Here is a 24,626-nt window from a genome sequence, read left to right on the forward strand (position 1 = left end):
GAATAATTAAAATGCTTCTGTGAAATTTTCACAGAAGCATTTTAATTATTCTAAAGTTATTTATAATCGTTAGGATCAGCTGCTAATGGTTGATACTCATCCATCTGACTATCACGATAATCCCACCACTCATTTTCATAGCCGACAAACCCAGCTCGTGTCATCGCTTGATCTAAGATTTGATAATACTTATCTTGTGTAGGCGTGCGCTTAGCATCACGATGGGCTTGAGAACTAAAGTCATCAAATGCAGTTGGCATTTCACATTCGGTTCCATCAGCGAAAGTCAATGTGACATCAAAGGTAACGCCTTTTTGATGGCTGAAGTTAGGGTTGGGTTTAGCAACAAATTCAGGATCAGGATAAACTTCAAACAGTCGTTCTTGTGCTTTGACGGGCCGATATGCATCCCAAATTTTGAGACGATAGCCTTGCTTTTTAACAATGTCACTAGCAACAGCAAGTTTTTGTGCAGTTCCTGTTCTTGCAATCGCCGTAGTAAAATCATAGATAACATGGTTGGTAAAGTTATTAGTTGTGGCGTAACGTAAATCAACGATGATATCTGGATCTAACTTTTGAATATTGCTAAAACCAGTTAATTTTGGATCGAGCATATAAAAAACCTCCTTGTGAAAACGTTTATTTTAGTTAATTATATCACTGTGGTAAACGTTTGTGGTTTATATTTGATAGTTTTGATAAAATTTGAGAAATATTATTTGCAATATTACTTAACTTTTTATATTATATGACGTATAATATTATTGAAGATAATAAAAATGGGAGTGAGTATCATGGATAAAGCAAGGTATCTAGTCGAGCTCGAACAATTATTAGGTGATTTGAACGAAGAAGAACGCCAAGACGCCTTGGAATTTTATGATGAATTTATCGCAGATGCAAATTTAAAAACTAGAGCAGAGATTGAAGAAAAACTAGGCAGTCCTGACCAATTGAGTCAAAAGATCATTTTTGATTATTTAGGTAGAATATCAAAAGAAAAGGACACTACGCAAGAAAAACGACACTTTAGTTTTGGGCGTTTGTGTTTGTGGATAATTGCAATTTTAATTCTAGGACCGCTTGTTTTTGGGATAATTTGTGCAATCTTAGGTTGTTTATTGGGCTTAGGAATTACCGTTGTTGCAGTGGGTGGTTCAGCCGTTTTAATCTGTGCATTAGCTTTTTATACCGGGGTATGGCTTTTGTGGTCTGCACCGTTTATCGGGTGTTTTTATGTCGGTTTGTCGTTTGTGGCTGTAGGTGCGATTTTAGTACTTATTCCGGTAGCTATTTGGTTTGTGAGATTAGTGGCTAAATGGTGTAAAAATGTTTGGAATCTATTAGTTACTAGAGTTAAACAAATGCGCGCATAAGGAGGAAAAGACGATGAAAAAAACATTTAAATTTGGTTTAGGCGTCTTGATCTTAGGCGTAATTTTGGCCTTGATAGGTGTTTTGTCAGGTCAAAATTTAGGCGTGGTCTTTAAAGATATGCGTCCGGTTTTATATAGTGATTACAAAAAGAAAAGCTATCACGCATATCGCCAAAACTTAGATGCTACGGCTATCAAAAGTATGACGCTTGATTTAAAAAATACGGATCTAACGATTAAACGTGGGGCCAAGTTAGCCTTGAGATATCATAGCTGGGGTTCAAAACCAGATGTCAACATTATTAATGGTAATTTAAACATCAAGCAAAGTGGTGAAGATCGTTTTGTCGATAAGCTGTTGGTCTTTTCTTTTGGTGATTGGGAAAATCGCAACAAAGCAGCCAATAAACTAGAATTGACGATTCCTGAAAACTTTAGTTTAGATGACGTGCGCTTGGTACTTGATAGCGGATATTATAATACCAATGTGATGTTAGACGGATTTAAGGCTAAAAATATCACGTTAATCGGTTCGAGTTATGCTTTAAAGATTGCTAACAGCAGTTTTGATCAGTTCAATCTTGATTTGAGTGGGACAAATATCACCGTAGCTAATTCTATTTTGTTGAGTGGGCGGATTACAGTCGATGCTAATTTGTCGGTTAACTCATCTACCTTAAAAGATGTCGCGGTTGTAGGTAATAATGATATCCAATACAGCAATGTTTCCTTGGATTCAGGGAGCTTGATAAGCGATAGTAGTAATATCAAAATGAGTAATTCAAGTATCGCTAATGGATATCAAATAACTAATACAATCGGAACAACGACGGTTTTAAATACGACAGTCGATGGCTACTGGTTGATAGGGGGAGCTAAGAGTGCAAATTTGAATCTTTTTGGCAAAACAGGCCAAGGAGAATTGACGCAAAATCAAACGACCCCAAATTGTTTGAAGATTACTACGCAAGAAGGTAGGATTAATGTTAAGTAAACCAAGATGAAAGGAAGAAATTTGCAATGAAAATTCAAGTTACAGCCGATCTCTTGGATGGTTTGGTGTTGGCATTATTAAGTCGCAAAGATTATTACGGTTATGCGTTGACGCAAGATATGCAACAGGCGATCACGATTTCGGAATCGACGATGTATCCGGTGTTGCGACGCTTAAATAAAAATGGTTATCTGACGATTTACGATCAACCATACCAAGGCAGAAATCGGCGGTATTATCAAATTACAACAAGTGGGAAAGAACATTTACAAAAGATTCATAAGATGTGGGAGGACTATAAAAAAAACATGGATAATGTTTTTGATGGTCAAGATACACAGTAGAGGAGAAAAGCAAAATGAAAAAAAGGTTAACAAAGTCAAAAGATAAAGTTTTAAGTGGTGTTTTTGGTGGGATTGCAGAATATTTTGGTTGGGATAAAGCGTTGGTAAGAATAATTGGTGCTTTTATAATAATTGTGCCCGGAACAATTATTACAGGAGTTGTACTTTATTTTATCGCCGCTTTAGTCATGCCAGATGCTCCAAATGCTAATAACTATCATCGAGCTAATAATGATGATGTTATCGAGGGGCATTTTTATGAAAAAGATGAATAAGTAGTAAATTAAAGGGCTGGGAAAAAAGTACCAGTCTGGACATAAAAATAGCTGATTGAATTTCTAAAAATGAAATTTGATCAGCTATTTTTCTATTATGTCTATTTTGGGTTCGTTTTTTTAGGGATTTTATCCCTCTTTTTTGGAATAAATGCCATGATTTTGATATGTTAATCGCCAAAAGTAGTAATCCTAATTCATTTCGAACTGCTTTTTCACCTCTAAAATGAACTCGGCGCACGCCAATTTTTTGACGTGAGCCTTTTTTCTATATGAAGCTGAGTTTTTTCCCAGCCCCTTTTTGATAAAAATTAACTGTTTAAAGCATTAGAATTATGTAGCTAAAATTAAGTTTTTTTTAAAAATAGTCGATATAATACACTAATAAAAGTTGATAAATCAAAGAAAATTCTTTTTTGTCAAAAAATAATACGATTTTGTTTTAATTGCTTAGCTAAAAAATCCGAATTTATTTATATATAATTCATAATTAATTCATTTTTTTAGAGTACTTTAAAAAGGCAGAGTTATTTTTGGGAGGAAAGAGTGTATATATGACTAAAAAAGTGAATTTGAGCATCATTATATTTTTGGCAGCTATTTTAATAGCTGGTGCGGGCTATTTTGGATATCAAGAATATTTGGTCAAGAAAGACTTATTATCTAAAAAACAAATTATTAAAAATATAGGGAGTCACTTTACAGATACACACTCAAAAGGACAAGATAAGCTGACCGCTACTTATAAGCAAGCTTTAAATGATAAGAGCTACACGGTTCAGAATCCTTATGTTAAGATTAATCCGTATGAGACATCACCATTAACGGCACTTGTTTTATTTCAAACGGATACTAAAGCTAAGGTGAGTTATACGGTTAAAGGACAAAGTAAGACTACATCTTTGACTAATACTGTTAATGAAGGTTATACGACCAAGCATCAAGTGCCAATTGTAGGTTTATATGCTAATTATGAAAATACTGTTCAAATTAAAGTTGATTATCAAGATGGACATAGTGAAACTAAGACATTACAGCTAAAGACGGGTTCTTTACCTGAATATTTGGATGAAGATAATATTAAGGTTACCAAAAGCGATACTGCCAAGATGGATATAGGGGATAACAAGTTGACGGTTATTAATCGAACAACCAAAGAACCTTATGCAATCGATTCTGATGGTAAAATTCGTTGGTATTCGACAAACTGGTCGCAACATACGATTGAACAGCTTAAAAATGGCCATTTATTGCTACAAACTAAGTTAAATAATGAAGCCAAAGCATATAATTATTTACTAGAACAAGACTATTTAGGACGTGTTTACAAGGAATATAAATTTAATTCAAGTGCAGGTAATAAGGAACAAGCTGGTTATCCGGCTACTGTAATTCATCATGATGTAACTGAATTACCAAACGGTGATTTAATCGCAACGGTTAATGATGGTTCGGATAAATATGTTGAAGATACTATCGTGCAAATTTCACACAAGACAGGAAAAGTTGTTAAAGTTATTGATTTAAAACGACTCTTACCTGCCAAGATGTATTTGAAATATAAAGAAAAAACTGATTCGGGACAATACGATTGGTTACATGTTAATGCGGTTGATTATGATAAAAAAGACGGCAGTTTGTTGATTTCTGCACGTAACCAAGATTTAATTATGAAATTAGACTATAAGACTGACCAAATTGAGTGGATTTATTGCAACAAAGACAAGAAAGAATGGCCACGCAAGTATCGTAAAAAGTTATTGACCCCAACTAAAGGTACCGCCTATACTGGTGGGCAACATGGTATTTATGTTTTGTCAAATGATGGTAAGACAGAAAATATCTTGTTGTATGATAATAATATTGCGGTAACTAACGGTGATAAAGATACTTCTGGCAAGTATTCACAAGCTATCGAATACAAGATTGATAATGAAAACAAAACAATTACACAGGTTTGGGATTACGGTAAGGAATTAGGTGAAGATAATTTTACTTCGATAATTGGCTATGCCCAACGTTTAGATAATCAAAATACATTGATTGATTTTGGTTTCAAAAATCAAGGAGCAGAAAGTAACATCATCGAAGTTACCAAAGATGGCCAACAAATCTTCAATGTTACGCTTAAAACATCTGCAGCAGATAAAACGTATGTTTACCGTGCATATCGTTGGGAATTTTATTCAAGCAACTATGTTTTTGACTTGAATAAGGATTAATAAATGGTTAGTTTCTACGCTTGTGCTATAATGAACATAGGCAAATGGAAGGGTGATAGAAATGATCAAAAGTTTGAGTTTGACTATGGGGTCGCGTAAGACATTGGTTCAGATCAAAGAACAAAATAAAGATAGAGATTTGTTATTGTTTAGATGTGCAGATGACCACAGTAAGTATTTATTGGCTGATATTTCAGGACAACCTACAATTTTTAACGCAGGTTTAGAGTATCAGGTCAATAAAATGAGTCGCTTTAAAGCTGTTCAAAAAGAAGATTACTTTGAATTGCGCTATTTAACACTAGATGAAGATGAACAAAAAGTTTTTAATTCTATGATGGAAGGCTGGCACAGTGAACATACACAACCTTTAGGATTAGTAGAATCGCTAGTTTTACGTTCTAAATCAAAGAGTTATGAATATTTGTTAATCAATATCTGGCAACATGAACATGATTTCTTAGCATGGAATAGCTCTAAAAACAACGAACTAATTAATTTTGGCCATGGTGGCAATAAAAAACCTTTGATTTCTGAGTATGTTTTAGCTCAATAATAAAAACTGCATGCACTATCAGGTGCATGCAGTTTTTTTAGTCTTCATTGATATGTTCTTTAAGCTGTTCGAATATACGCATGATGTGTTGATCTGCCAAACTATAAAGTACTTTTTGGCCATCACGACGTCCACAAACTAGCCGTGCTTGACGTAAAATTTTTAGCTGGTGTGAGACTGCAGATTGTGAAAGACCAACGGCTTGGGCAATTTCATTTACGGAAAGCTGGTTGGTAAAAAGAACAGATAATATACGATAACGTGTTTGATCACCAAAAGCCTTGAATATTTCGACACTACGCGCAATTTCTGTTGGGCTTGGTAATGAGATTTGTTTAGACATGGCTGCCCAGTTCCTTTCGTTAAGTCTTTTTCTTAATTTTAAGGCAAAATCAAATAAACCGCAAATTCTAAAAAGCATTGTTGTCAATTGTAAAAGGTGATATACTATGATTGAAGATATGAACATATATTCATAAGAAGGTGAGAGACATGAAAAATGTTTTAGTAGAATTAGAACAAGATGAAAAGAAAGTACTTTTAGAAAGTGCAGCTAGTTTGGTTTTATTAGCTTTTGGTTTAGTTAATTCGGGGATGTGGCAATTACTTTTATGTTTAGTGGCGTATTTGATTAGTGGGTTTGCTATATTAAAAGAAGCTATTGAAGATTTGAGTAAAGGTGAATTTTTTGGTGAAACATTACTGATGAGTATTGCAACGTTAGGAGCTTTCGCTATTCAACAATATCCTGAAGCCGTAGCGGTAATGTTGTTTTATCGTTTAGGTGAAATGTTTCAAGATATTGCGGTGAAAAGGTCGAAACGTTCGATAACCAAGTTGTTAGATGTGCGCCCTCAAGTTGCTAATATTAAAACAAAAGATAAAGTGTGCAAAGTAGCTGCTAAAGATGTTGCGGTAGGACAAGTCATCGAAGTTAAACCTGGTGAAAAGATTGCGTTAGATGGAATCGTAATCGCAGGCGAAAGTTATTTAAATACAGCGGCATTAACGGGAGAAAGTACGCCTAGATTTGTACGCCAAGGACAAGAAGTTTTAAGTGGAATGATTGCGTTAGATGGGCGTTTGGAAGTTAAAGTTCAAAAAGCTTATGAAGATTCAGCTATTGCCAAAATCTTGGAGCTTGTGCAAAATGCGAGCGAAAAAAAGGCTGTTACAGAAAATTTCATTACGCGTTTTTCTAAAATTTATACACCATTAGTAGTTTTGGGAGCAGTAATCTTAGGCTTGGGAGTACCATTGTTTACTCAACAAGAATTTGCATCTTGGATCTATCGGGCTTTAGTTTTCTTAGTTATCTCTTGCCCATGTGCGTTAGTATTATCGATTCCATTGAGCTTTTTTGGAGGGATTGGAGCTGCTTCGAGTGCAGGTGTTTTAGTCAAAGGTGGTAATTATTTAGAAGCATTGACTGCTTTGAAAATTGTAGCTTTTGATAAAACCGGAACGTTGACTAAAGGAAAATTTTCAGTTAGCGCGGTTTGTCCGAGTCAAAACACGACCAAAGAAGAACTTTTGCGCTGTGTAGCGACAGCAGAACAATCCTCACTTCATCCAATTGGCCAATGCATTTGGCAATATTGCCAGTCTCAAGCAATAGCACCTTATAACAGCATGGTTGTTAACGAACTTGCTGGATTAGGCGTGATTGTGCAAACACCATACGGAGTTATTAGTGCGGGGAATATCAAATTGATGGCCAAGCAAAAGATAGATTTGATGGATGAACAAAAATGTGAAAATACAGCAGTTTATGTTGCTAAAGATCAGGAATTTTTAGGCCGAATCGAATTATCCGATACACTTAAAAATGATGCTAAGGCTGCTTTGGTAGGTTTAAAAGAGCTAGGAATTGCTAAACTAGTGATGTTGACTGGAGATAAAAAAGAGCCTAGTCAATTATTGGCAAAGCAGGCAGGAATTGATGAAGTTTATGCACAATTATTGCCGGCTGAAAAGTTAAAATGGTTGGAACGTTTTAAATATAACCTGGGAAATAATGAAAAAATTGCCTTTGTTGGCGATGGTATTAATGATACTCCAGTCTTAGCAAGGGCAGATGTTGGAATTGCAATGGGTGGATTAGGTGCAGATGCGGCTATTGAAGCAGCAGATGTCGTTTTGATGTCTGATGAACCAAGTGCATTAGTACGAGTAATCAAGATTGCTAAGAAAACAAAACGCATTGTTTGGGAAAATATAGCTTTGGCTTTGTGTGTGAAAGGATTTTTCTTACTATTAGGAGCCTTTGGAATTGCGACTATGTGGGAAGCTGTTTTCTCAGATGTTGGCGTGACGTTATTGGCAGTTTTAAATGCGTTGCGCTTGTTGTATCGTTTAGATAAATAATAAGTTAATTTAAGTTATAATTTTGCTGTAAAAAAAGTGAACGCCACAGTTTAGGTTGTGGCGTTCACTTTTTTAGTTAGCATTTTTTGCCAATTCTTCGATTAAGCTAAAGAAGCGCGGATTATCAACATCATGAATCAAGGTGACAGGTCGTCCGGTATCGCTTAGGATAGTGCGTCCATCGCTTGGATGTTGGGTTAAGACATCACATTTGATTTCTGATGTTTTGACTAGGCTTGGTTCATAGAAGTAACAAGTTGTCAAAACATCCCAAAGATAATAAGTTGAGTTGGTTTCAAAATGACTCAATTCAGGCACGAAAGCATAGCTGTTGCCAATGAAATCCAATCCGATATAACGTCGGTCTTTGGCCCAATCTAGGCGATTTTTCTTGGTCAATGGAACGTTGTTTGTACTTTCAAGTGCCACCATATCAATTTTTATTGAACTATCAAAAACAGTTTTGACTGCTTGAGGATCCCAAAATGCATTCCATTCTTGGGTGCCGTCACTATCTGGTTCTGCGACATTACCACGTTCTAAAAAGCTACCTCCCATCCAGATGAGACGTTTGATTTTAGTTGTGATATCCGGTTTGATTTCTAATGCGCGTGCTAAATCGCTTAGTGGACCTGTGAATAGTAAGGTGATGGCTTCGGTTTGTTGTTCTAAACAATCAATCAAGTCTAAATGCGCAGGTTTATCCGCTACAGGTGTGATGATCGTACCACTTTCATTTAGGATAGGTAAAGAATTTTGTGAGTATGCATCCATACGCCATTTTTTAGGGAAAGGATGTTTAGCTCGTGAATTGGAATAAGCAACTGCAAGTTTTAAGCCGTTACCAAAACGATCGATAACTTTACGGGTTGCTTCGCCTGCAGGATGTAAATAACTATCAGCTCCCATTACGCCTACACCGATTAGTTCGACGTCTTTCATTTGTAACAGTAAGAATAATGAGATGATGTCATCAACTCCACCATCATGATTAAAATAAACCTTGTTTGTCAAAATTGGACCCCTCCAAAAATATCAAAATCCGAACTTTGGTATTATAAAAGTTATTATCAATATATTTTTTAAAGTTCGTTAAGCTTTACAAAAACTATTATACCATGCTTTAAAACGTTTTTACATATACTTAAAAACGAACGTTAGTATTTTTTTTAGATAAAATGTATTGATTTTTATAAAAAGTAAGGTATACTAGGAAATGTAAAAAACGTGAAGATTTTTTGGAGGGTGTACCAAATGAGAAAAAGAGTAGCTGCAGTTTTAGCTGCAACAGTAATGTTAGGAACAGTATTAGTAGGATGCGGTAATAAATCAGCTTCGTCTGATAAAGGTGACACTAAGCATACTGTTGCGTTAGTAACTGATGGTGGTGGGATTGACGACAAGTCTTTCAACCAATCTGCTTGGGAAGGTTTAAAAGCTTGGGGTAAAGAACATGATTTAACTAAGGGTGTTAATGGGTATAACTATGCTCAATCCAACTCTGATGCAGATTTTACACCAAATGTTAATAAGTTAATCAAGGCTAAATATCAAACAATCTTTGGGATTGGCTACAAGCTTGATAATACAATTTCTACAGCAGCTAAGCAAAATCCAGATGTTAATTTTGCAATTGTTGATTCTGTAATTGATGGTTATAAGAATGTGGCATCTGTAACATTCAAAAGCGAACAATCCTCATTTTTAGCAGGCGTTGCAGCTGCTAAGACAACTAAGACAAACAAATTAGGTTTTATCGGCGGTATCAAGAGTGATGTCGTACAAACATTTGAAAAAGGCTTTATTCAAGGTGCCAAAGCTGTTAACCCAGATATCCAAGTCGATGTTAAGTATGTAGGTTCATTTACTAAAGCTGACGTTGGTCAATCCTTAGCAACAGCAATGTATAACAACGGTGCAGATATTATCTTCCATGCTGCTGGTGGTTCTGGTGCAGGTGTATTTACAGCTGCTAAAGATGCTGCTAAGAACGGTAGCAAGGTTTGGGTTATCGGTGTAGACCAAGATCAAAAAGCAGATGGTGCTTATGATGGCGGTAATGTAACTTTAGCATCTGCTGTTAAAGAAGTTGGGACAGCCGTTAAAGACCTTTCTAACAAAGCTATGAAGGGTAAATTCCCTGGTGGCAAGGTTGTTTCTTATGATTTGAAAGATGGCGGTGTTGCATTGATAAATGACAATATGTCAGACGATGCATGGAATGCTGTACAACAATACAAAGACAAAATTATCAACGGTGAAATCACAGTTAAAGATAAATAATTAAATGGTTGACAGGAAAAGTTTCCTTAAAACCACCGGATAACCGGGATGAGGTGAAGCGTTGGGCAACCAAGACTTCACCTTTTTTATCGTCAAGACACCCACCAAAAAACACAGTAGGAGGAAACGATGGAAAAAAATGTCGTTGAAATGAGACATATCACGAAACAATTCGGAACGTTTAAGGCAAATGATGATATTTCATTGGAGTTAAAACAAGGTGAAATTTTAGCATTACTTGGTGAAAACGGGGCAGGTAAATCAACTTTGATGGGGATGTTATCTGGATTGTTGGCACCTAGTGCAGGTGAAATAATCGTCAATGGTCAAGTTGTTAAGATGCAAAGTCCACGTGATGCTAAGAACTTAGGTATAGGCATGGTGCATCAGCACTTTATGTTGATTCCTGCATTTAGTGTTTTGGAAAATATCATTTTAGGTGATGAACCAATAAAAGGTGTTGGTCGGATTAATTATGCTAAGGCAGCTAAAGAAATTGAGGAATTGGCTAAACAATATCATTTGGATATTGATTTAAAAGCTAAGGTAGCTGATATTACGGTTGGGATGCAACAGCGTGTCGAAATCATGAAGGCATTATACCGTAAGGCAAATATTTTTATCTTTGACGAACCAACAGCTGCTTTGACACCACAAGAGATTGAGGAATTAATGAAGATTTTTCATGCCTTAGCCGCTGAAGGAAAATCAATTATTTTTATCACACATAAGCTAAAAGAAATCAAAGAAGCAGCCGATCGTTGTGTTGTTATTCGAGCTGGTAAGGTTATCGATACTGTATTGGTAGCTGAAACGTCAGAAGAAACGCTAGCAGAAATGATGGTGGGCCGCAAATTACGAAATAGCGTTGATAAACAGGCAGTTGATCAGTCTAAAGTAGTGTTAGAAGTCAATGGTTTAAACGTTCAAAAAGGACATTATTTAAAAGTTAAAGACCTTGATTTGACGGTTCATTCAGGTGAAATTGTAGGTGTCGCAGGTGTCGATGGAAACGGACAAAGTGAGTTAATTGAAGCGTTAACCGGATTGCTTAAAGTTAAATCAGGTAAGATTAAGCTTAATGGTCAAGAATTGCAAGATAAATCTGTTCGTAAAATCTCTGAAGCAGGGGTAGCTTGTATTCCTGAAGATCGTCAGCATGTAGGTTTAATATTGCCATTAACAATTGCAGAAAATATGGCATTAAAAAATTATTACCAAAAACCAATCAACAATCATGGCATCTTAAATTACAAGCAAATTAACCAGCGTGGTCAAGAATTAGTTACAGCATTTGATGTGCGGACGCAAAGCCAAAAAGCCATGGTCGGCTCACTTTCTGGAGGTAATCAACAAAAAGTAATCGTTGCACGCGAAATTGCTAGCGACCCAGAAGTATTGATTGCCGCAAATCCAACGCGTGGTGTCGATGTGGGTGCGATTGAGTATATTCACGAAAAAATCAATGAACAACGTAATATGGGTAAGGCTATTTTGTTGGTAAGTTTTGAATTAGATGAAATTTTGAAGCTTTCAGATCGAATTGTCGTTATGCATGCTGGTGAAATTGTTGGACAAATTGATCCAAAACATACATCACCAGAAGAATTAGGCTTGATGATGGCCGGCAAAAAGGTTGGATAAGACCAATCAAGAATCTAGGAGGACAGATTTGTGTTTAAAAAAACAGCAATAGTAACACCTTTGATTGCCGTGGTTTCCGGGTTTATCGTGGGTGCGATTATCATGTTAATCTTTGGCTATGATCCACTACAAAATTACAGCAGTTTATTTTTGGGAGCATTTGGAGATGCTTACTCAATTGGTGAAACCTTGCGTAACATGACACCGTTGATGTTGACTGCTTTAGGATTTGCCGTTGCAAGTAAGGCAGGTTTTTTTAATATTGGAGGCTCTGGCCAATATTTGATGGGATGGTTTGGTGCTGTCGTAGTAGCTTTGAAGTTCAATCATTTACCAGGCTGGTTATTAATCATTGTTTCTGTTTTGGCTGGAGCAATTTTAGGTGGTTTATGGTCCGCTTTAGCTGGATTTTTTAGAGCATTTTTTGGGACCAGTGAAGTTATCACGACCATCATGTTAAATTATATTGCCCTATATTTCATTAACTTTGCTATTAAGAGTTGGCTGGCTTCAGAAGGCGCAGATTCATCAGCTAATATTCCTGCAAAAGCTAGCTTACGGACGCCGTTTTTACAAGAAATTACGGCCAATTCAACCTTACATTGGGGCTTTTTGATTGCTTTATTAATGGCTTTAGTTATTTGGTTTTACTTCAATAAAACACGCTCTGGCTTTGAAGTGCGTAGTGTAGGTTTAAACGAAGAAGCATCACGTTACGCAGGGATGAACGTTAAAAAGACAATTATCGTTGCGATGCTTATTTCAGGCTTGTTGGCTGGGTTAGGCGGGGCTCTTGATGGTTTAGGAAACTATCAAAATATCTCAGTGTCAAATGCTTTACCACAAGTGGGATATGACGGAATGGCTGTAGCTTTATTGGTAAGTTACAATCCATTAGGCATTATTTTATCAGCCCTACTATTTTCAGCCTTGCAAATCGGTGGTTTGAGTATCTCAGTTTACTCAACGACTCCTTCTGAAATCGTAAGTATCGTGACCGCCTCAATTATTTTCTTTGTAGGTATCAAGTATGCCTTTGAAATTTTAGCTAAGAAATGGACGCAAAAAAAGACGACAAGTCTTAAGAAAGGAGCAGAATAATGAATTTAACAACAATATTAATGACGGTTGTTTCAACCACTTTGGTTTATGCTGCCCCTTTGATTTTTACGGCTTTGGGTGGAACTTTTTCTGAACGTAGCGGGGTTGTTAACGTTGGTTTGGAAGGAATTATGGTTGTTGGTGCTTTTAGTAGTTCGGTATTTACCTTATCGTTTGCCAAAACTTTAGGTTCGGCTGCTCCTTGGGTAGCTTTATTAGTCGGAGCATTTTTTGGTTTGCTGTTTTCAATTTTGCATGCTGTAGCAACTATTAATTTTAGAGCCGACCATATTATCTCAGGAACAGTTTTAAACTTGATGGCACCAGCTTTATGTGTCTTTTTAACACGTATTTTATATAGTGGAAAGGGCCAAACCCCCGTTTTGGATCAAGGCTTAGGAACTTATACGGTACCAGGTTTATCCAAGATTCCTGTTTTGGGCTCAATTTTCTTTACACGAACCTCAATTATCGCATATGTAGCAATTGTTATTGGTATTTTTAGTTGGTATTTCTTATATCGAACCAATATTGGTTTGCGCTTGCGTTCTGTCGGCGAAAATCCAGTTGCTGCAGATACTTTAGGGATCAATGTGTATCAATATCGCTATCTTGGCGTGTTAACGTCAGGTTTTTTAGGTGGCTTTGGTGGAGCTGTAATGGCACAATCTATCACCCTTAACTTCTCTGTAAGTACTATTTCTGGTCAAGGGTTTATGGCATTAGCAGCGATGATTTTTGGGAAATGGAATCCGCTAGGCGCAACCGGCGCAGCTATTTTCTTTGGCTTAGCGCAAAGTTTACCAATTATTGGCGCTTATATACCAGTGTTGGCACATGTGAACTCAGTTTGGTTCCAAATTGCTCCATATCTGATTACCGTCATTGTCTTAGTCATTTTCTTTGGTAAGGCAGTTGCACCAGCGGCAGATGGGCAAAATTATATTAAGAGTAAATAAAAATTAGTTATAAAAAATCAGGTAGTTGAGTCAATGTTAAATTGATTGGACTACCTGATTTTTTTATTTGTATTTATTTTTTTGATTATTGCCAACAAAAATGATTGGGCTTACATATAGAATATAATATTGAGGAAGTATATTTTCCCTTTTGCCTAAGTGATTTTTAAGTGCTATCCTTAATATATAACAAGAAAGGGATGGTTGAGATGACAAAAAAGGCAGCTGTTTTAATCGCAGATGGTTGCGAAGAAGTTGAAGCCTTAAGTCCAGTTGATGTTTTACGTCGTTTAGGACTTGAAGTTGATATGGTGGGCTTAAATTCTAAAAAAGTAATCGGCGATCATGATATTGTGTTGGCTTGTGATAAAATTTTGGATGTTGACTTACTTGAGTATGATATTGTGATTTTTCCAGGAGGCTATCCAGGAGCAGAAAACCTTAAAAACAGTAATGTTTTAAAAGGATTGATGCAACGACGTGCGCAGGCTGGTAAATGGAATGCAGCAATGTGTGCGGCGCCGCTAGCTTTCGCAGCCTATGGTTTGTTGGATGGAAGTGAGTACACATGCTATCCAAGTGTACATGATCAAATTAAAGATCAAATTACAGATGGTCATTTCAAAGAAGATATTGTTGTGATTGATCATGACAAACATATTTTAACTAGTCGAGGTCCTGCGACAGCATGGGCTTATTCATATGCGATCGCTGAAATTTTAGGTGCGGATACGACACAATTAAAAGAAGCGATGTTATATAACTTTTTGAGTGAAAATATTGCGCGTTAAGTAAGACACCAAGTTGGTTTAGCTAACTTGGTGTTTTTTAGTAATTAAATTAAGAATAGTGGATAAATATTTTACTCAACTTGAGAAATCGCTTTCTTTGATGTATAGTTATTTAGTAGAAATTATGTTATGAAAAGAGGGGAAGCTTAGTGAAGATGTTGACACTAAACTGTCATTCACTTCAAGGATTTGATACAAATAGGCAAATTAATGAATTTGTTGATCAAGTCGTACGCGAAAAGATTGCGATTTTTGCCCTGCAAGAAGCTAACCAACCTCAAAAATCAGCCTGTGTGACAACTGAAGAGTTAAGAGATTTAAAGTATGTAAAACCTTGTGAAGAAGAACAAGTTCCTGTTAGAATAGGAAATTTCGCTTATTTATTGCAAAAGGCTTTGCGTAAGGTCAAGCTTGATTTTTACTGGAGTTGGTGTGCATGTCATGAGTTATTGGGAAGTTTTGATGAAGGTTTGGCTTTGTTTTCATTAGTACCTTTAAGTGAAGTGACAGCTGATATTTTAGTGCCTGAGCGAGAAATTGGTTATCAAGATATTCGCAGACATAAAATTTTGGCAGGAAAGTTGGCCAATACTGAGGGCTCTTTAGTAGTAACGACACATTTGGATGGCCAATTGAGCAATCATTTTAACGTTGAATGGGATACTTTTTCTAAAAGATTGCAGTTTTTAGGAGCTAAAAAGCGGCCGACCTATGTATTGGCTAATGTTAATGTTGATGCAGAAGAAGATGTTATTGGATATGAATACATGTGTCGGAGTTTTCAAGACACTTATGTAGCAGCAATCAGTAAGGGTGATGGCTTAACGATTCGTGATAATTTAACGGAATGGGGACAAAAGAGTTTAGCTAGACGAATAGATTATATTTTGACGAATGCTAAACATGAAATTGTTTCAAGTCGTGTATGTTTTGATGGACACGAAAGCCAAAAAATTTCCGATCATGCAGCTGTGATTATTGAGATTGAAGACCAAGAAGGACAATTATACGCATAAGGACTAATTTCTTGGTGAAGGCCTGGTAAAATAGTATACTTAAATTGAGTAAAGTACCAAAGTTAAGGGGTGATTTCTGATGAAGAAGTCGAATATATTGATGCTTAGTCTCTTGGCCATTTTGTTAGTAGGGTGTAGCTCTAAAAACGCGGAGCCTAAAAATTCCGATGTTGAAAAGAGTAGTCAAACGTCAGCCAAAAAGGATAAAGATAAGAATAAAGATAAGAGCACTAGTTCAAAAGATGATAAAAAAGACGATGTAAATTCTTCTCAAGATAACTCAACGACTGGTACAACTGAGCAGTTATCGCGTCTTGAACAACTCAATCAAAGTTTACGTCAAAATCTTGGACAAATTCCTTTGCCACAAGTCGATGGCTTAGGCTATAATCACGATAAAGTTAACGTTAGATATATTGGAAATGAAAATGACTATAGTATTTATTACAGTTTAGGCTATAATGCTTATCCGTTTAATGATGAAGCGTTAAAGACACACGTTCCATACGCTACTTTGATTAAAAGTACCTATGCTTCTAAAGATGAGGCACGTCAAGCGATTCAAATCTATGATCAAAACCAAGCAACACACTTGCCAGCTGTTGACTTAGGTTATCAAATCGAAGGTACACTCGATTCAGGAGCAGGTCAAAGTTACTTGCAGTGGCGCGAAGGTAACTGGTCGTTATATGTACACGCTTCGGCTTATAATGGGCAAAACACAATTCCAACTGGACAAGCGGTTGTTAAATTATTGGAACAATATATGTTACCGATACCAGATGATCAAGCTAGTTTGACGGTGGATTTAGTTGCCGATCATACCACTTTAAAGTGGATGAAAGGTAATGTCGTTTACACGTTAGAAGGTAAAGATTATAACGCCTTGATTCCAATGGCAGCAAGTATTAAATAAATATAAAAAAGGTTCATACTAAGATAAAACTTAGGATGAACCTTTTTTTGGTTAATTGTCTTTTAAAACCGAGCGATTCTTGATGCCAGTTTGAAGCAAAGATTTAGCTAGACTTAAGACAAGAGCACGTTGCTTTTTATCAAGTTGTGTTAACTCAGAGACGACCGTGGTGATTTTAGAGAAACGATCAGCGGTCAGCTCTTGCATGCGTGTGATTTGAGTGGCATTTAAGACGTCAAAGACAACGGAAATGAATTCTTGACGTTTTTCATTTGAAATTTCGTTAAGCCAATCTTTAAGGGTTTGCTCGATGAAAACACTGCTAGCATCGACATTTTTTTCACAGACAAAACTATGTGGTGCAGCGATGTCCCAGCTATATAAATCGTGTTGTAAGATGCTGGTTTGTTGGCTGTGGACAACCGTATAATCTTCGACATGACCAAGTAACATTCCAATGATAGAAGATTGTGGCACATAAGCTGAGATTAAGGGCTTGATACGTTTAATATCAGCTCTTTCAAGTGTATTAATGGCAAATCCAGGCCCGTCAAAACTATAAACATGTTTGAGGCGTTCAATGAGTTTATCTGGACAAAATAAGGCTACAAATAAGGCGATGTTTCCACCTTTGGAGTGTCCAGCTAGATAAAATGGTCCATCTAAAGCTTTAGCAGCATCTTTAAAGTAGTTAAGACCTGCACTTTGGCAAGGAACAGTTTGCATAAAACTCATGTTGAAGTCTTCTTTTAAGCCGACTAACGTATCGTCGGTGCCACGATAAGCGATAAGATTACCCCCTAAGAACTTAAAGGTCAGGCAAGCAAACTGTTTTTCAGCTTGTGCATTGATATCGTTACGAAAACCGCATAATTCAATGTTCTTAAAGCGTTGGCACTTAGCTAATGTTTCTAAGAGTGCTTCATCGGTTGCTTGTTGTAGGTAAGGAGTGGTTTTTTGTGCTTGATATTTTTGCCAACATTTTTCTAAAGTGAGCGTGTCCGTAAAACTTGTAGGTACAATGTTATCCAGTTGTAGATAGCTGAAACGACTGAAAATCAAACAATCGACCTCATTTAAAGGTGCTTGTGCAAAGGTTAAATCACCACGCCAAGTCAAATAGTCAAAAAGATTAGCCATTTAAATCACCACCTTAAGAGTATTTCTAGCTTAATTGTACTCTGAATTGTTCTTTTTTACCAAATTAAAAGCTGTTTCACGTGAAACGATTGCTAATTTTGAAAAAAGTTCTTACAAAACAGGTTTGAAATATGCTACATTATAAAATGATTTTTAAAAAGGAGGACGAACTTGTGGATGAACTTTTTGCAAAGGCTCCGGTTAAAAAAGTCTATTTTCAATTGGCTTTGCCGGTAGTTTTAGGAATGTTTGCTAGCATGGTATATAATTTAGCCGATACATTTTTTGTTGCAAAGACCGGTAATACGGCTTTAGTTGCCGGTGTTGCATTGGGTACACCATTGTTTTCATTTATGCTAGCAATTGGAGACATTTTTGGATTAGGTGGTAGTGCTGTGATTTCGCGGTTGCTAGGCGAAAAAAAGTATGCCCTCAGCGCAAAAATTAGCAGTTTTTCATTGTATATTACGATTGCTTTTAGCTTACTTTTAACAGCGATAATGTTAATTTTTGAACGCCCAATCTTAAACCTTTTGGGTGCGACTCCCCAAACCTATCAATATGCTGCTGATTTTTATCGAATCTTGGTAGGAGGCAGTGTTTTTATTATTGTATCGTTAGTGCCAGGAAACATCATTCGTACCGAGGGTTTAGCGGTTAAATCGATGATTGCTACTTTATCTGGGACGATTTTGACAATCATCTTAGATCCGTTATTCTTATTTGTTTTTGATATGGGCGCAAAAGGAATTGCGTTGGCTAATGTTTTAGGCTATGCGGTAAATTGTGGGATACTCTTTTATTATATGAATAAAGATTGCAAGATATTGTCACTTAAGTTGCGTGATTGTCAAATTAACTTGCATAATTTGAAACTAGTTTTAGTGATCGGAATTCCAGCTTCGTTGACTAATTTAATGCAAAGCTTTGGTGTTGCGTTATTAAACAACCATCTTTCTAAATATGGAGCAAGTGCGGTTGCTGCTAATGGGATTGTTGCTAAAATTTATATGATTGTTATCTTGGTGATGGTTGGTTTTGCATTTGGGGCACAACCATTAATTGGTTATAATTATGGAGCTAAAAACAAGGAACGTTTCAAAGAAATTATGCGTTTTGACTTTTTGGTAGAAGTTGTTTATTCCTTAGTGTTAGCGGTAATCTTGATGGTGTTAGCACCTGTTTTAGTCAAAATTTTTATGACAGATACAAAGATTATAGAGCAAGGAACATATATGTTACGGGCTACGCTTTTGACTGCGCCGTTTGTTGGAGCTATTTTAGTTTTTACGACGGTTTTTCAATCGGCAGGCAAAGCATGGAGCGCTTTAATCATGGCATTAGCGCGCCAAGGGGTCGTATATGCTCCTTGTATGGTAATTTTAGCTAACAGTGTAGGTTATCATGGCATTATTTGGGCGCAACCAGTGGCTGATGCAGTGACATTTGTGATTGGTTGGGTATTATACCGCAAAGTAATTAAGGATTTTAGCGCATAAAAATAAGTATCTGATTAGAGTTTTTTCTAGGTAAATATTACTTTACAAAAAGGTATAGACCTATTATCATTAAGGTAGTAAAGTAACCGTTTTAAAACAAGCTAAGAACTAGGAAGGGAACTAAAGACGATGCAAACAAAAACGTTAGGAATTTCTATTTATCCATCGCAATCAGATTTTGAACAAGATAAACTTTATTTACAAAAAGCACATAAGTTAGGTTATACACGAATTTTTACGTCATTATTAGAAATTAACGATGATAGTGATGTCGACAAATATCGCCAAATTATTGAATATGGTAATCAATTAGGCTTTAAGACAGTGATCGACGTTAACCCTGGATTATTTGACAAATTAAAGATTGACTATGATGATTTAATCTTCTTTAAAAATTTAGGCGTATATGGTTTACGCTTAGATGTAGGTTTTACTGGAGCAGAAGAAGCACGTATGACTCGCAACCAATATGGTTTGGTGATTGAAATTAATATGAGCGCTGGGACAAATTACTTGGATAATATTATGTCATATCATCCAAAGACCGATAAATTATGGGGTTGCCATAACTTCTATCCACAACGCTATACAGCTTTAGGCGAAGATTTCTTTATCGAATGTTCGCAAAAATATCGTCATTTCAATATTAATACGGCAGCATTTGTGACTTCACCAGATGCTAAGATGGGACCATGGCCAGTGCAAGAAGGCTTGCCAACATTAGAAGCAGATCGTGACTTACCAATTGCAACTCAAGTACGTCGAATGTTAGCTACCGATTTAATTGATGACATCTTGATTGGTAATGCTTATGCAACTGATGAAGAATTGGCAGCTGTGGCTGAAGTATTCTTTGAACCACATCCAACAATTCAAGTGCAATTAGTAGATGATGTGACAGAACTTGAAACTAAGATTGTTTTAGAACAAATTCACACTTATCGTGGTGATTCATCTGATTACTTTGTACGGGATTCATTTAGTCGTGTAACTTACAAGGATGAACCAATGCCAGCTCATCATAATGATGTTACAATCAAACGTGGCGATATTATGATCTTAAATGAAGCTTATGGTCAATACAAAAATGAAGTTCAAATTGCCTTAGTTGATATGCCAAATGATGGTAAACGCAATGTAGTAGGGCATGTGGTTGAGCATGAATTATTCTTATTAGATCAATTACAACGTCGTATTACTTTCAAATGTGTTAAATAATTAGTGAAGAGATTTTAAAAAATAGCCCTAAAATAACGGTTTACCGTTATCTTAGGGCTATTTTTATAATTATTTGTGATAACTATTGATTAAACCTTGTGTTCCTTGATCACCTAATTGGCAGACATCGACCATTACTTTGTAGAGACGTGCAGCTTCCTTGGTTGCAGGTAAATCAAGTTGCATTTTTTCAGCTTCTTGTAAGGCGATGCGTAAATCTTTTAAGAAATGTTTAGCAAAAAAGCCAGGAGTGTAATCACCAGCCAGGATACGTGGGCCGTAGTTAGTCAAACTCCAGTTACCAGCGCTACCGGCACCGACAGTTTCTAAAACTTTGGTAACATCTAGATTTGCATTTTTAGCGTAGAGTAACATTTCGGTTAAGCCCGTCATGGTACCTGCAATCATGATTTGGTTGGCCATCTTGGTATGTTGACCACAGCCAGCTGGACCAAAGTAATTAGTACTCTTGCCGATTTGTTTGAAAATTGGTAAAAGTTCTTCGTAAACTTCTTTATCTCCTCCGACCATAATCGTTAAAGTAGCGTTTTTAGCGCCGACATCTCCACCTGAAACGGGAGCATCGAGGATTTTAAATCCTTTACTTGTGCCAATTTCAAAAAGTTTAGCGGCTAGACTTGGTTGGCTAGTTGTCATATCTACAGCGATTTTTCCAGCACTTAAGCCTGCAAAAATACCGTCTTCACCGAGATAGATTTCTTCAACATCTTTTGGATAGCCGACCATTGAAAAAACAAGATCAGCTTGTTGAGCGACTTTTTTAGGACTATCTGCCCAAGTTGCACCATTTTCAACTAAACTTTGAGTCTTGCTTTTAGTCCGATTATAAACAGTTAGTTGATGACCTGCTTTAAGTAAATTTTGGCAGATGGCTGCTCCCATCACACCGGTTCCAATAAAACCAATTTTCATGTATGCCACATCCTTTAGCTTTAATCTAAGTATAATGATATACCTTTTATTAAGGCTTGAGAATTGATATTTTGTAAAAAACACAAAAAATAACCCAGGCTCGCAAATACTCTTACATATCATCTTGGAGGTTCACGTGTCTACTCCTAAGATCTTCTTACATTATGAGACCTGGGTCATATTATCTAATTTTTTAGGAAAATTAATCTTGTTTCCACATCCTTTAAAATAACCCGCTTTCTAAGAAGCACTCGGTTAAATTTTAACTAATTGCAATTAGTTTTAGTTTTTTTGGAGGTGTATCCCAAAATAAACTAAATTAATTTGAAAAAACTTTTCAAGTTGGCTCCGACATCCCCTTATGGTAAAACCTAAGCATCTGAAACGACAATCTAGGGTACTTCCACTTAAGTTGTTGGCTCCGACACCTTCTTTCTTTCAAATCAAAAGTTATCAACTACAACTAAATTACATTTGGTTCGCAAATTAAGCCCCATGATTTAGGACTTAATTTGATGTGGAATTGTTAATTCCTTACACCTAATTTATAACACATCTAAGCTAAAAATGCAAGCGTTTTCTTTGGTGGTTTATTGGTGTTTGTAATAAAAAACTACCCGTTAAAAACGGGTAGTCAAGGAGCATTTAAATGAAGTCTAGTCAATTTCGATTCGCCGTGAGTTACTGATTTCTTCGGCTGTCTTTGGCAACGTGATGATTAATTCACCATTTTCACATTTGGCCGAAATTTTTTCGCGATCAACATTTAAAAAGCTATATTGTCGAGTATAACGACCATAACTTCTTTCGCTAGCCAAGATATTTCCTTGAGAATCACTTCTATCGCTAAATGAATCACGTTTAGCGCTGACAGTCAAAATATTGTCTTTAAAATCGATGGTGATGTCTTTTTTATCGATCCCTGGAACATCGATCGCAACAACATAATCTACGTCAGTTTCTTTAATATCACTACGTAATTCTTTGAATGCATCGGTCATATTAGTTAGGGGACGAGTGAAGGTTCTAAACAAATCATCACCAGTATTTAATAAGTCATTGAAACGATTAGATAATTCATTAGCCATAATTAAGACTTCCTTTCTCAAAATAATCAGTAATTTACTTTACACCTTTATCATAGTCTTTTTTTCAATAGATGCAACTAAAAAGCATCAAAAAAAGCTGATTTTTTACTGCTTATTTTTATAGTGATTATGCAAGGTTGTAATCACTAAAAATAAAATCAAGACAAAGGAAATAATATAGCCGCAAACACCTAAATTATAGATAGCAGGGTGTTGTTGTCCGCCCATTACAAGCATAGAAGAACCTAAGATGAGTGCTGCTAAAATAATCGAGATGACGATGCGATTAACAAGCTGATCAACACGATCAAAGAAGCGATCTTGTTCTTTAAACTTAAAGTTGATGCGCCCTTGGCCTTGCATAAAGATATCTAATAGGCGTTCAACTTTGATAGGAATTTGTGGTGTGGCCTTGATAGCCTGTGCCATTAGTAAGGCGTGATCTTCCAACTCATTTCTTAGGTTAAGTTTCTTTTTTAAATAATCACGTGCAAAGGGTCTGACGACATCCATCATTGCTAAATCAGGATCAAGTTGTGCAACTAATCCTTCTAAAGAAGCAAATGCCTTAACGAGTAATGTGACTTCGGATTTGGCTTGTAAGTTATTATTGCGACATAATGACAAAATACTAAACAACATATCTGCTAGATCGATTTGTCCTAGCCCCATTTGCATATAAGGTTGCAAAAAGACTCCTAGCTCTTCATAAAAGTCTTCTTCATCAACTTTACCGGTGCGATTGCAAACGGCTAAGATGGCTTGACCGATTAAACGGGTATCTTTGGTGTTTAGAGCCAAGATGATGTTAGTAATGCCATCGACAAGATTAGGTGTCAAATGTCCCATCATGCCAAAGTCTAGGTAAACAAGGCGACAAGCAGGTAATTTCTTTTGCGTTGCGATATCTATATCGGTAGAACCCAGTGTTTTTTGAAATTGATGCGTCGTTTGATAACGGGGCAATTTGGTTGAATTTTGTGGTAGTTCATAAAATAAAATATTGCCCGGATGCGGATCGGCGTGAAAAAAGTTATCTGTAAAAACTTGCTTGATAAAGTTTTGGACTAAAACTTCACCGATGAAACGGCGTAATTTCTTTTGTTGAGCAGCTTTTTTAGGATCATCACTCAATTTTTGATTAACTAGTACTTGAATACTTTTTCCAGGCATCAATGAATTAACTAAGACTTTAGGCGCAGAATATTCGCGGTAAACCTTAGGTACTTCAATGATACTAGTTGCATTGTTTAATTGATAAAACTCTTCACCGTTTTGCATTTCAACTTGAGTGTCGATTTCGTTTAATAAGGCGGTTTGGATCTCGTTTAAGATTTCTTTGGGATTGATGACACTGATATCTGGTGCAAACTTTAAAATATGAATTGCTTGGCGAAACAAGGATAAATCTGTATTGACAAGTTCTTCAACTTTAGGATGTTGAATCTTGACGACGACAGGAGTGTTGTCCTTAAGAGTTGCCTTGTGTGTTTGTCCAATTGACCCAGAAGCAAACGGTTGTTTTTCGAAGCTAGCAAATGTTTCAGCTATACTTTTGCCGGTTTGTTCTAAAAAAATTTGCGCAATAGTTTCAAATGAGTCGATTTGAACGTTATCTTGCAGTTTGCGTAGTTCTTTAATGTATTCAGGTGAGACTAAATCAGGACGTGTCGACAATAATTGGCCAGCCTTAATAAAAGTTGGACCAAGCTCTTGGAGACCTAAACGAATCTCTTTAGGATTTTTTTGTTTCAAGAAGTTTTTGATCATATCATGTTCGCGAATGACATGAACGATCTCTAATAGACGCGAACGTTTGTCTTTACGTGTAATTTCGATTGTTGGCGCTACTGTCATGTCTATCCCACCTTACATTAGGTATTTTCTTAATTTTAGCACTT

23 protein-coding genes are annotated in these 24,626 nt (G+C 36.3%); 16 read left to right on the forward strand and 7 right to left on the reverse strand.

Annotated features, from left to right (window positions below; translation table 11 throughout):
* Window positions 1-56: 56 nt before the first annotated feature.
* Window positions 57-617, reverse strand: coding sequence for a M15 family metallopeptidase (locus QM017_RS00420; protein WP_178196671.1), 561 nt, complete (start codon window positions 615-617; stop codon window positions 57-59).
* Window positions 618-797: 180 nt separating this feature from the next.
* Here QM017_RS00420 and QM017_RS00425 point away from each other — a divergent pair, with 180 nt between their 5' ends.
* The 6 genes from QM017_RS00425 (at window position 798) to QM017_RS00450 (ending at window position 5,770) form a co-directional block, all read left to right on the forward strand.
* Entirely contained in the window at window positions 798-1,379 is a 582-nt protein-coding gene (locus QM017_RS00425) for a DUF1700 domain-containing protein (protein WP_282708477.1), read from the forward strand.
* 13 nt (window positions 1,380-1,392) lie between these two features.
* On the forward strand, window positions 1,393-2,373 hold the full coding sequence (locus QM017_RS00430; RefSeq protein ID WP_282708478.1) for a DUF4097 family beta strand repeat-containing protein: 981 nt from the start codon (window positions 1,393-1,395) through the stop codon (window positions 2,371-2,373).
* Between the two features lie 26 nt (window positions 2,374-2,399).
* Entirely contained in the window at window positions 2,400-2,717 is a 318-nt protein-coding gene (locus tag QM017_RS00435; protein ID WP_282708479.1) for a PadR family transcriptional regulator, read from the forward strand.
* A 14-nt stretch (window positions 2,718-2,731) separates the two neighbouring features.
* On the forward strand, window positions 2,732-2,992 hold the full coding sequence (locus QM017_RS00440) for a PspC domain-containing protein (RefSeq protein ID WP_178196663.1): 261 nt from the start codon (window positions 2,732-2,734) through the stop codon (window positions 2,990-2,992).
* A gap of 554 nt (window positions 2,993-3,546) precedes the next feature.
* Complete coding sequence (locus QM017_RS00445; RefSeq protein WP_282708480.1) at window positions 3,547-5,214, forward strand: aryl-sulfate sulfotransferase; 1,668 nt, start codon at window positions 3,547-3,549, stop codon at window positions 5,212-5,214.
* A 61-nt stretch (window positions 5,215-5,275) separates the two neighbouring features.
* Window positions 5,276-5,770 carry a hypothetical protein gene (locus QM017_RS00450; RefSeq protein ID WP_178195164.1) on the forward strand — a complete coding sequence of 165 codons (495 nt, stop codon included), beginning with the start codon at window positions 5,276-5,278 and terminating at the stop codon, window positions 5,768-5,770.
* Between the two features lie 37 nt (window positions 5,771-5,807).
* Here QM017_RS00450 and QM017_RS00455 read toward each other — a convergent pair whose 3' ends face one another.
* Window positions 5,808-6,113 (reverse strand): metalloregulator ArsR/SmtB family transcription factor, encoded by a 306-nt coding sequence (locus QM017_RS00455; protein WP_178195162.1) that lies wholly within the window; start codon window positions 6,111-6,113, stop codon window positions 5,808-5,810.
* 149 nt (window positions 6,114-6,262) lie between these two features.
* Here QM017_RS00455 and QM017_RS00460 point away from each other — a divergent pair, with 149 nt between their 5' ends.
* Window positions 6,263-8,137: a heavy metal translocating P-type ATPase gene (locus QM017_RS00460; protein WP_178195160.1), complete on the forward strand. Its 1,875-nt coding sequence runs from the start codon at window positions 6,263-6,265 to the stop codon at window positions 8,135-8,137.
* A gap of 72 nt (window positions 8,138-8,209) precedes the next feature.
* On the opposite strand, the gene QM017_RS00465 is transcribed toward QM017_RS00460, so the two are convergent.
* The gene (locus tag QM017_RS00465; protein WP_282708481.1) at window positions 8,210-9,151 is read right to left on the reverse strand and encodes a nucleoside hydrolase; all 942 of its coding nucleotides are present in this window, start codon (window positions 9,149-9,151) and stop codon (window positions 8,210-8,212) included.
* Window positions 9,152-9,391: 240 nt separating this feature from the next.
* Between QM017_RS00465 and QM017_RS00470 the strand changes: the two genes are divergently transcribed.
* From QM017_RS00470 to QM017_RS00500, 7 genes are all read left to right on the forward strand, one after another.
* Entirely contained in the window at window positions 9,392-10,420 is a 1,029-nt protein-coding gene (locus QM017_RS00470) for a BMP family protein (protein WP_282708482.1), read from the forward strand.
* A gap of 129 nt (window positions 10,421-10,549) precedes the next feature.
* Complete coding sequence (locus QM017_RS00475) at window positions 10,550-12,064, forward strand: ABC transporter ATP-binding protein (protein ID WP_282708483.1); 1,515 nt, start codon at window positions 10,550-10,552, stop codon at window positions 12,062-12,064.
* A gap of 30 nt (window positions 12,065-12,094) precedes the next feature.
* The gene (locus tag QM017_RS00480; protein WP_282708484.1) at window positions 12,095-13,165 is read left to right on the forward strand and encodes an ABC transporter permease; all 1,071 of its coding nucleotides are present in this window, start codon (window positions 12,095-12,097) and stop codon (window positions 13,163-13,165) included.
* Window positions 13,165-14,124, forward strand: coding sequence for an ABC transporter permease (locus tag QM017_RS00485; RefSeq protein WP_282708485.1), 960 nt, complete (start codon window positions 13,165-13,167; stop codon window positions 14,122-14,124). Before QM017_RS00480 ends, QM017_RS00485 begins: the two co-directional genes overlap by 1 nt.
* 209 nt (window positions 14,125-14,333) lie before the next feature.
* On the forward strand, window positions 14,334-14,915 hold the full coding sequence (locus QM017_RS00490; protein WP_282708487.1) for a DJ-1 family glyoxalase III: 582 nt from the start codon (window positions 14,334-14,336) through the stop codon (window positions 14,913-14,915).
* Window positions 14,916-15,064: 149 nt separating this feature from the next.
* Complete coding sequence (locus QM017_RS00495) at window positions 15,065-15,931, forward strand: endonuclease (RefSeq protein ID WP_282708488.1); 867 nt, start codon at window positions 15,065-15,067, stop codon at window positions 15,929-15,931.
* Between the two features lie 79 nt (window positions 15,932-16,010).
* A complete protein-coding gene (locus tag QM017_RS00500) occupies window positions 16,011-16,847 on the forward strand; it encodes a hypothetical protein (protein WP_282708489.1) in 837 nt (278 codons plus the stop codon).
* A 51-nt stretch (window positions 16,848-16,898) separates the two neighbouring features.
* Here QM017_RS00500 and QM017_RS00505 read toward each other — a convergent pair whose 3' ends face one another.
* Window positions 16,899-17,987, reverse strand: a complete 1,089-nt coding sequence (locus QM017_RS00505; RefSeq protein ID WP_178195138.1) for an Mbeg1-like protein — start codon at window positions 17,985-17,987, stop codon at window positions 16,899-16,901.
* A gap of 173 nt (window positions 17,988-18,160) precedes the next feature.
* On the opposite strand from QM017_RS00505, the gene QM017_RS00510 reads away from it, so the two are divergent.
* Window positions 18,161-19,486, forward strand: a complete 1,326-nt coding sequence (locus QM017_RS00510) for an MATE family efflux transporter (protein WP_282708490.1) — start codon at window positions 18,161-18,163, stop codon at window positions 19,484-19,486.
* Between the two features lie 129 nt (window positions 19,487-19,615).
* Entirely contained in the window at window positions 19,616-20,704 is a 1,089-nt protein-coding gene (locus QM017_RS00515) for a MupG family TIM beta-alpha barrel fold protein (protein WP_178195134.1), read from the forward strand.
* A gap of 69 nt (window positions 20,705-20,773) precedes the next feature.
* Here the strand turns inward: QM017_RS00515 and QM017_RS00520 are convergent, their stop codons facing one another.
* The 3 genes from QM017_RS00520 to QM017_RS00530 all read right to left on the reverse strand — a co-directional run bounded on the left by QM017_RS00520 (window position 20,774) and on the right by QM017_RS00530 (window position 24,582).
* Window positions 20,774-21,646 (reverse strand): NAD(P)-dependent oxidoreductase, encoded by an 873-nt coding sequence (locus QM017_RS00520; RefSeq protein ID WP_349238450.1) that lies wholly within the window; start codon window positions 21,644-21,646, stop codon window positions 20,774-20,776.
* Between the two features lie 647 nt (window positions 21,647-22,293).
* Complete coding sequence (locus QM017_RS00525) at window positions 22,294-22,725, reverse strand: Hsp20/alpha crystallin family protein (RefSeq protein WP_178195130.1); 432 nt, start codon at window positions 22,723-22,725, stop codon at window positions 22,294-22,296.
* Between the two features lie 105 nt (window positions 22,726-22,830).
* Window positions 22,831-24,582, reverse strand: a complete 1,752-nt coding sequence (locus QM017_RS00530) for an AarF/UbiB family protein (RefSeq protein ID WP_282708491.1) — start codon at window positions 24,580-24,582, stop codon at window positions 22,831-22,833.
* Window positions 24,583-24,626: the final 44 nt, after the last annotated feature.

The sequence above is a fragment of the Ligilactobacillus sp. Marseille-Q7487 genome, assembly GCF_949152225.1.
GTDB lineage: Bacteria > Bacillota > Bacilli > Lactobacillales > Lactobacillaceae > Ligilactobacillus.

What these genes read in the sequence shown, in the direction of transcription:
- QM017_RS00420 (WP_178196671.1), bottom strand. Translation starts at nt 617, where the DNA reads ATGCTCGATCCAAAATTAACTGGTTTTAGCAATATTCAAAAGTTAGAT.
- QM017_RS00425 (WP_282708477.1), top strand. Translation starts at nt 798, where the DNA reads ATGGATAAAGCAAGGTATCTAGTCGAGCTCGAACAATTATTAGGTGAT.
- QM017_RS00430 (WP_282708478.1), top strand. Translation starts at nt 1,393, where the DNA reads ATGAAAAAAACATTTAAATTTGGTTTAGGCGTCTTGATCTTAGGCGTA.
- QM017_RS00435 (WP_282708479.1), top strand. Translation starts at nt 2,400, where the DNA reads ATGAAAATTCAAGTTACAGCCGATCTCTTGGATGGTTTGGTGTTGGCA.
- QM017_RS00440 (WP_178196663.1), top strand. Translation starts at nt 2,732, where the DNA reads ATGAAAAAAAGGTTAACAAAGTCAAAAGATAAAGTTTTAAGTGGTGTT.
- QM017_RS00445 (WP_282708480.1), top strand. Translation starts at nt 3,547, where the DNA reads ATGACTAAAAAAGTGAATTTGAGCATCATTATATTTTTGGCAGCTATT.
- QM017_RS00450 (WP_178195164.1), top strand. Translation starts at nt 5,276, where the DNA reads ATGATCAAAAGTTTGAGTTTGACTATGGGGTCGCGTAAGACATTGGTT.
- QM017_RS00455 (WP_178195162.1), bottom strand. Translation starts at nt 6,113, where the DNA reads ATGTCTAAACAAATCTCATTACCAAGCCCAACAGAAATTGCGCGTAGT.
- QM017_RS00460 (WP_178195160.1), top strand. Translation starts at nt 6,263, where the DNA reads ATGAAAAATGTTTTAGTAGAATTAGAACAAGATGAAAAGAAAGTACTT.
- QM017_RS00470 (WP_282708482.1), top strand. Translation starts at nt 9,392, where the DNA reads ATGAGAAAAAGAGTAGCTGCAGTTTTAGCTGCAACAGTAATGTTAGGA.
- QM017_RS00475 (WP_282708483.1), top strand. Translation starts at nt 10,550, where the DNA reads ATGGAAAAAAATGTCGTTGAAATGAGACATATCACGAAACAATTCGGA.
- QM017_RS00485 (WP_282708485.1), top strand. Translation starts at nt 13,165, where the DNA reads ATGAATTTAACAACAATATTAATGACGGTTGTTTCAACCACTTTGGTT.
- QM017_RS00490 (WP_282708487.1), top strand. Translation starts at nt 14,334, where the DNA reads ATGACAAAAAAGGCAGCTGTTTTAATCGCAGATGGTTGCGAAGAAGTT.
- QM017_RS00500 (WP_282708489.1), top strand. Translation starts at nt 16,011, where the DNA reads ATGAAGAAGTCGAATATATTGATGCTTAGTCTCTTGGCCATTTTGTTA.
- QM017_RS00505 (WP_178195138.1), bottom strand. Translation starts at nt 17,987, where the DNA reads ATGGCTAATCTTTTTGACTATTTGACTTGGCGTGGTGATTTAACCTTT.
- QM017_RS00515 (WP_178195134.1), top strand. Translation starts at nt 19,616, where the DNA reads ATGCAAACAAAAACGTTAGGAATTTCTATTTATCCATCGCAATCAGAT.
- QM017_RS00525 (WP_178195130.1), bottom strand. Translation starts at nt 22,725, where the DNA reads ATGGCTAATGAATTATCTAATCGTTTCAATGACTTATTAAATACTGGT.
- QM017_RS00530 (WP_282708491.1), bottom strand. Translation starts at nt 24,582, where the DNA reads ATGACAGTAGCGCCAACAATCGAAATTACACGTAAAGACAAACGTTCG.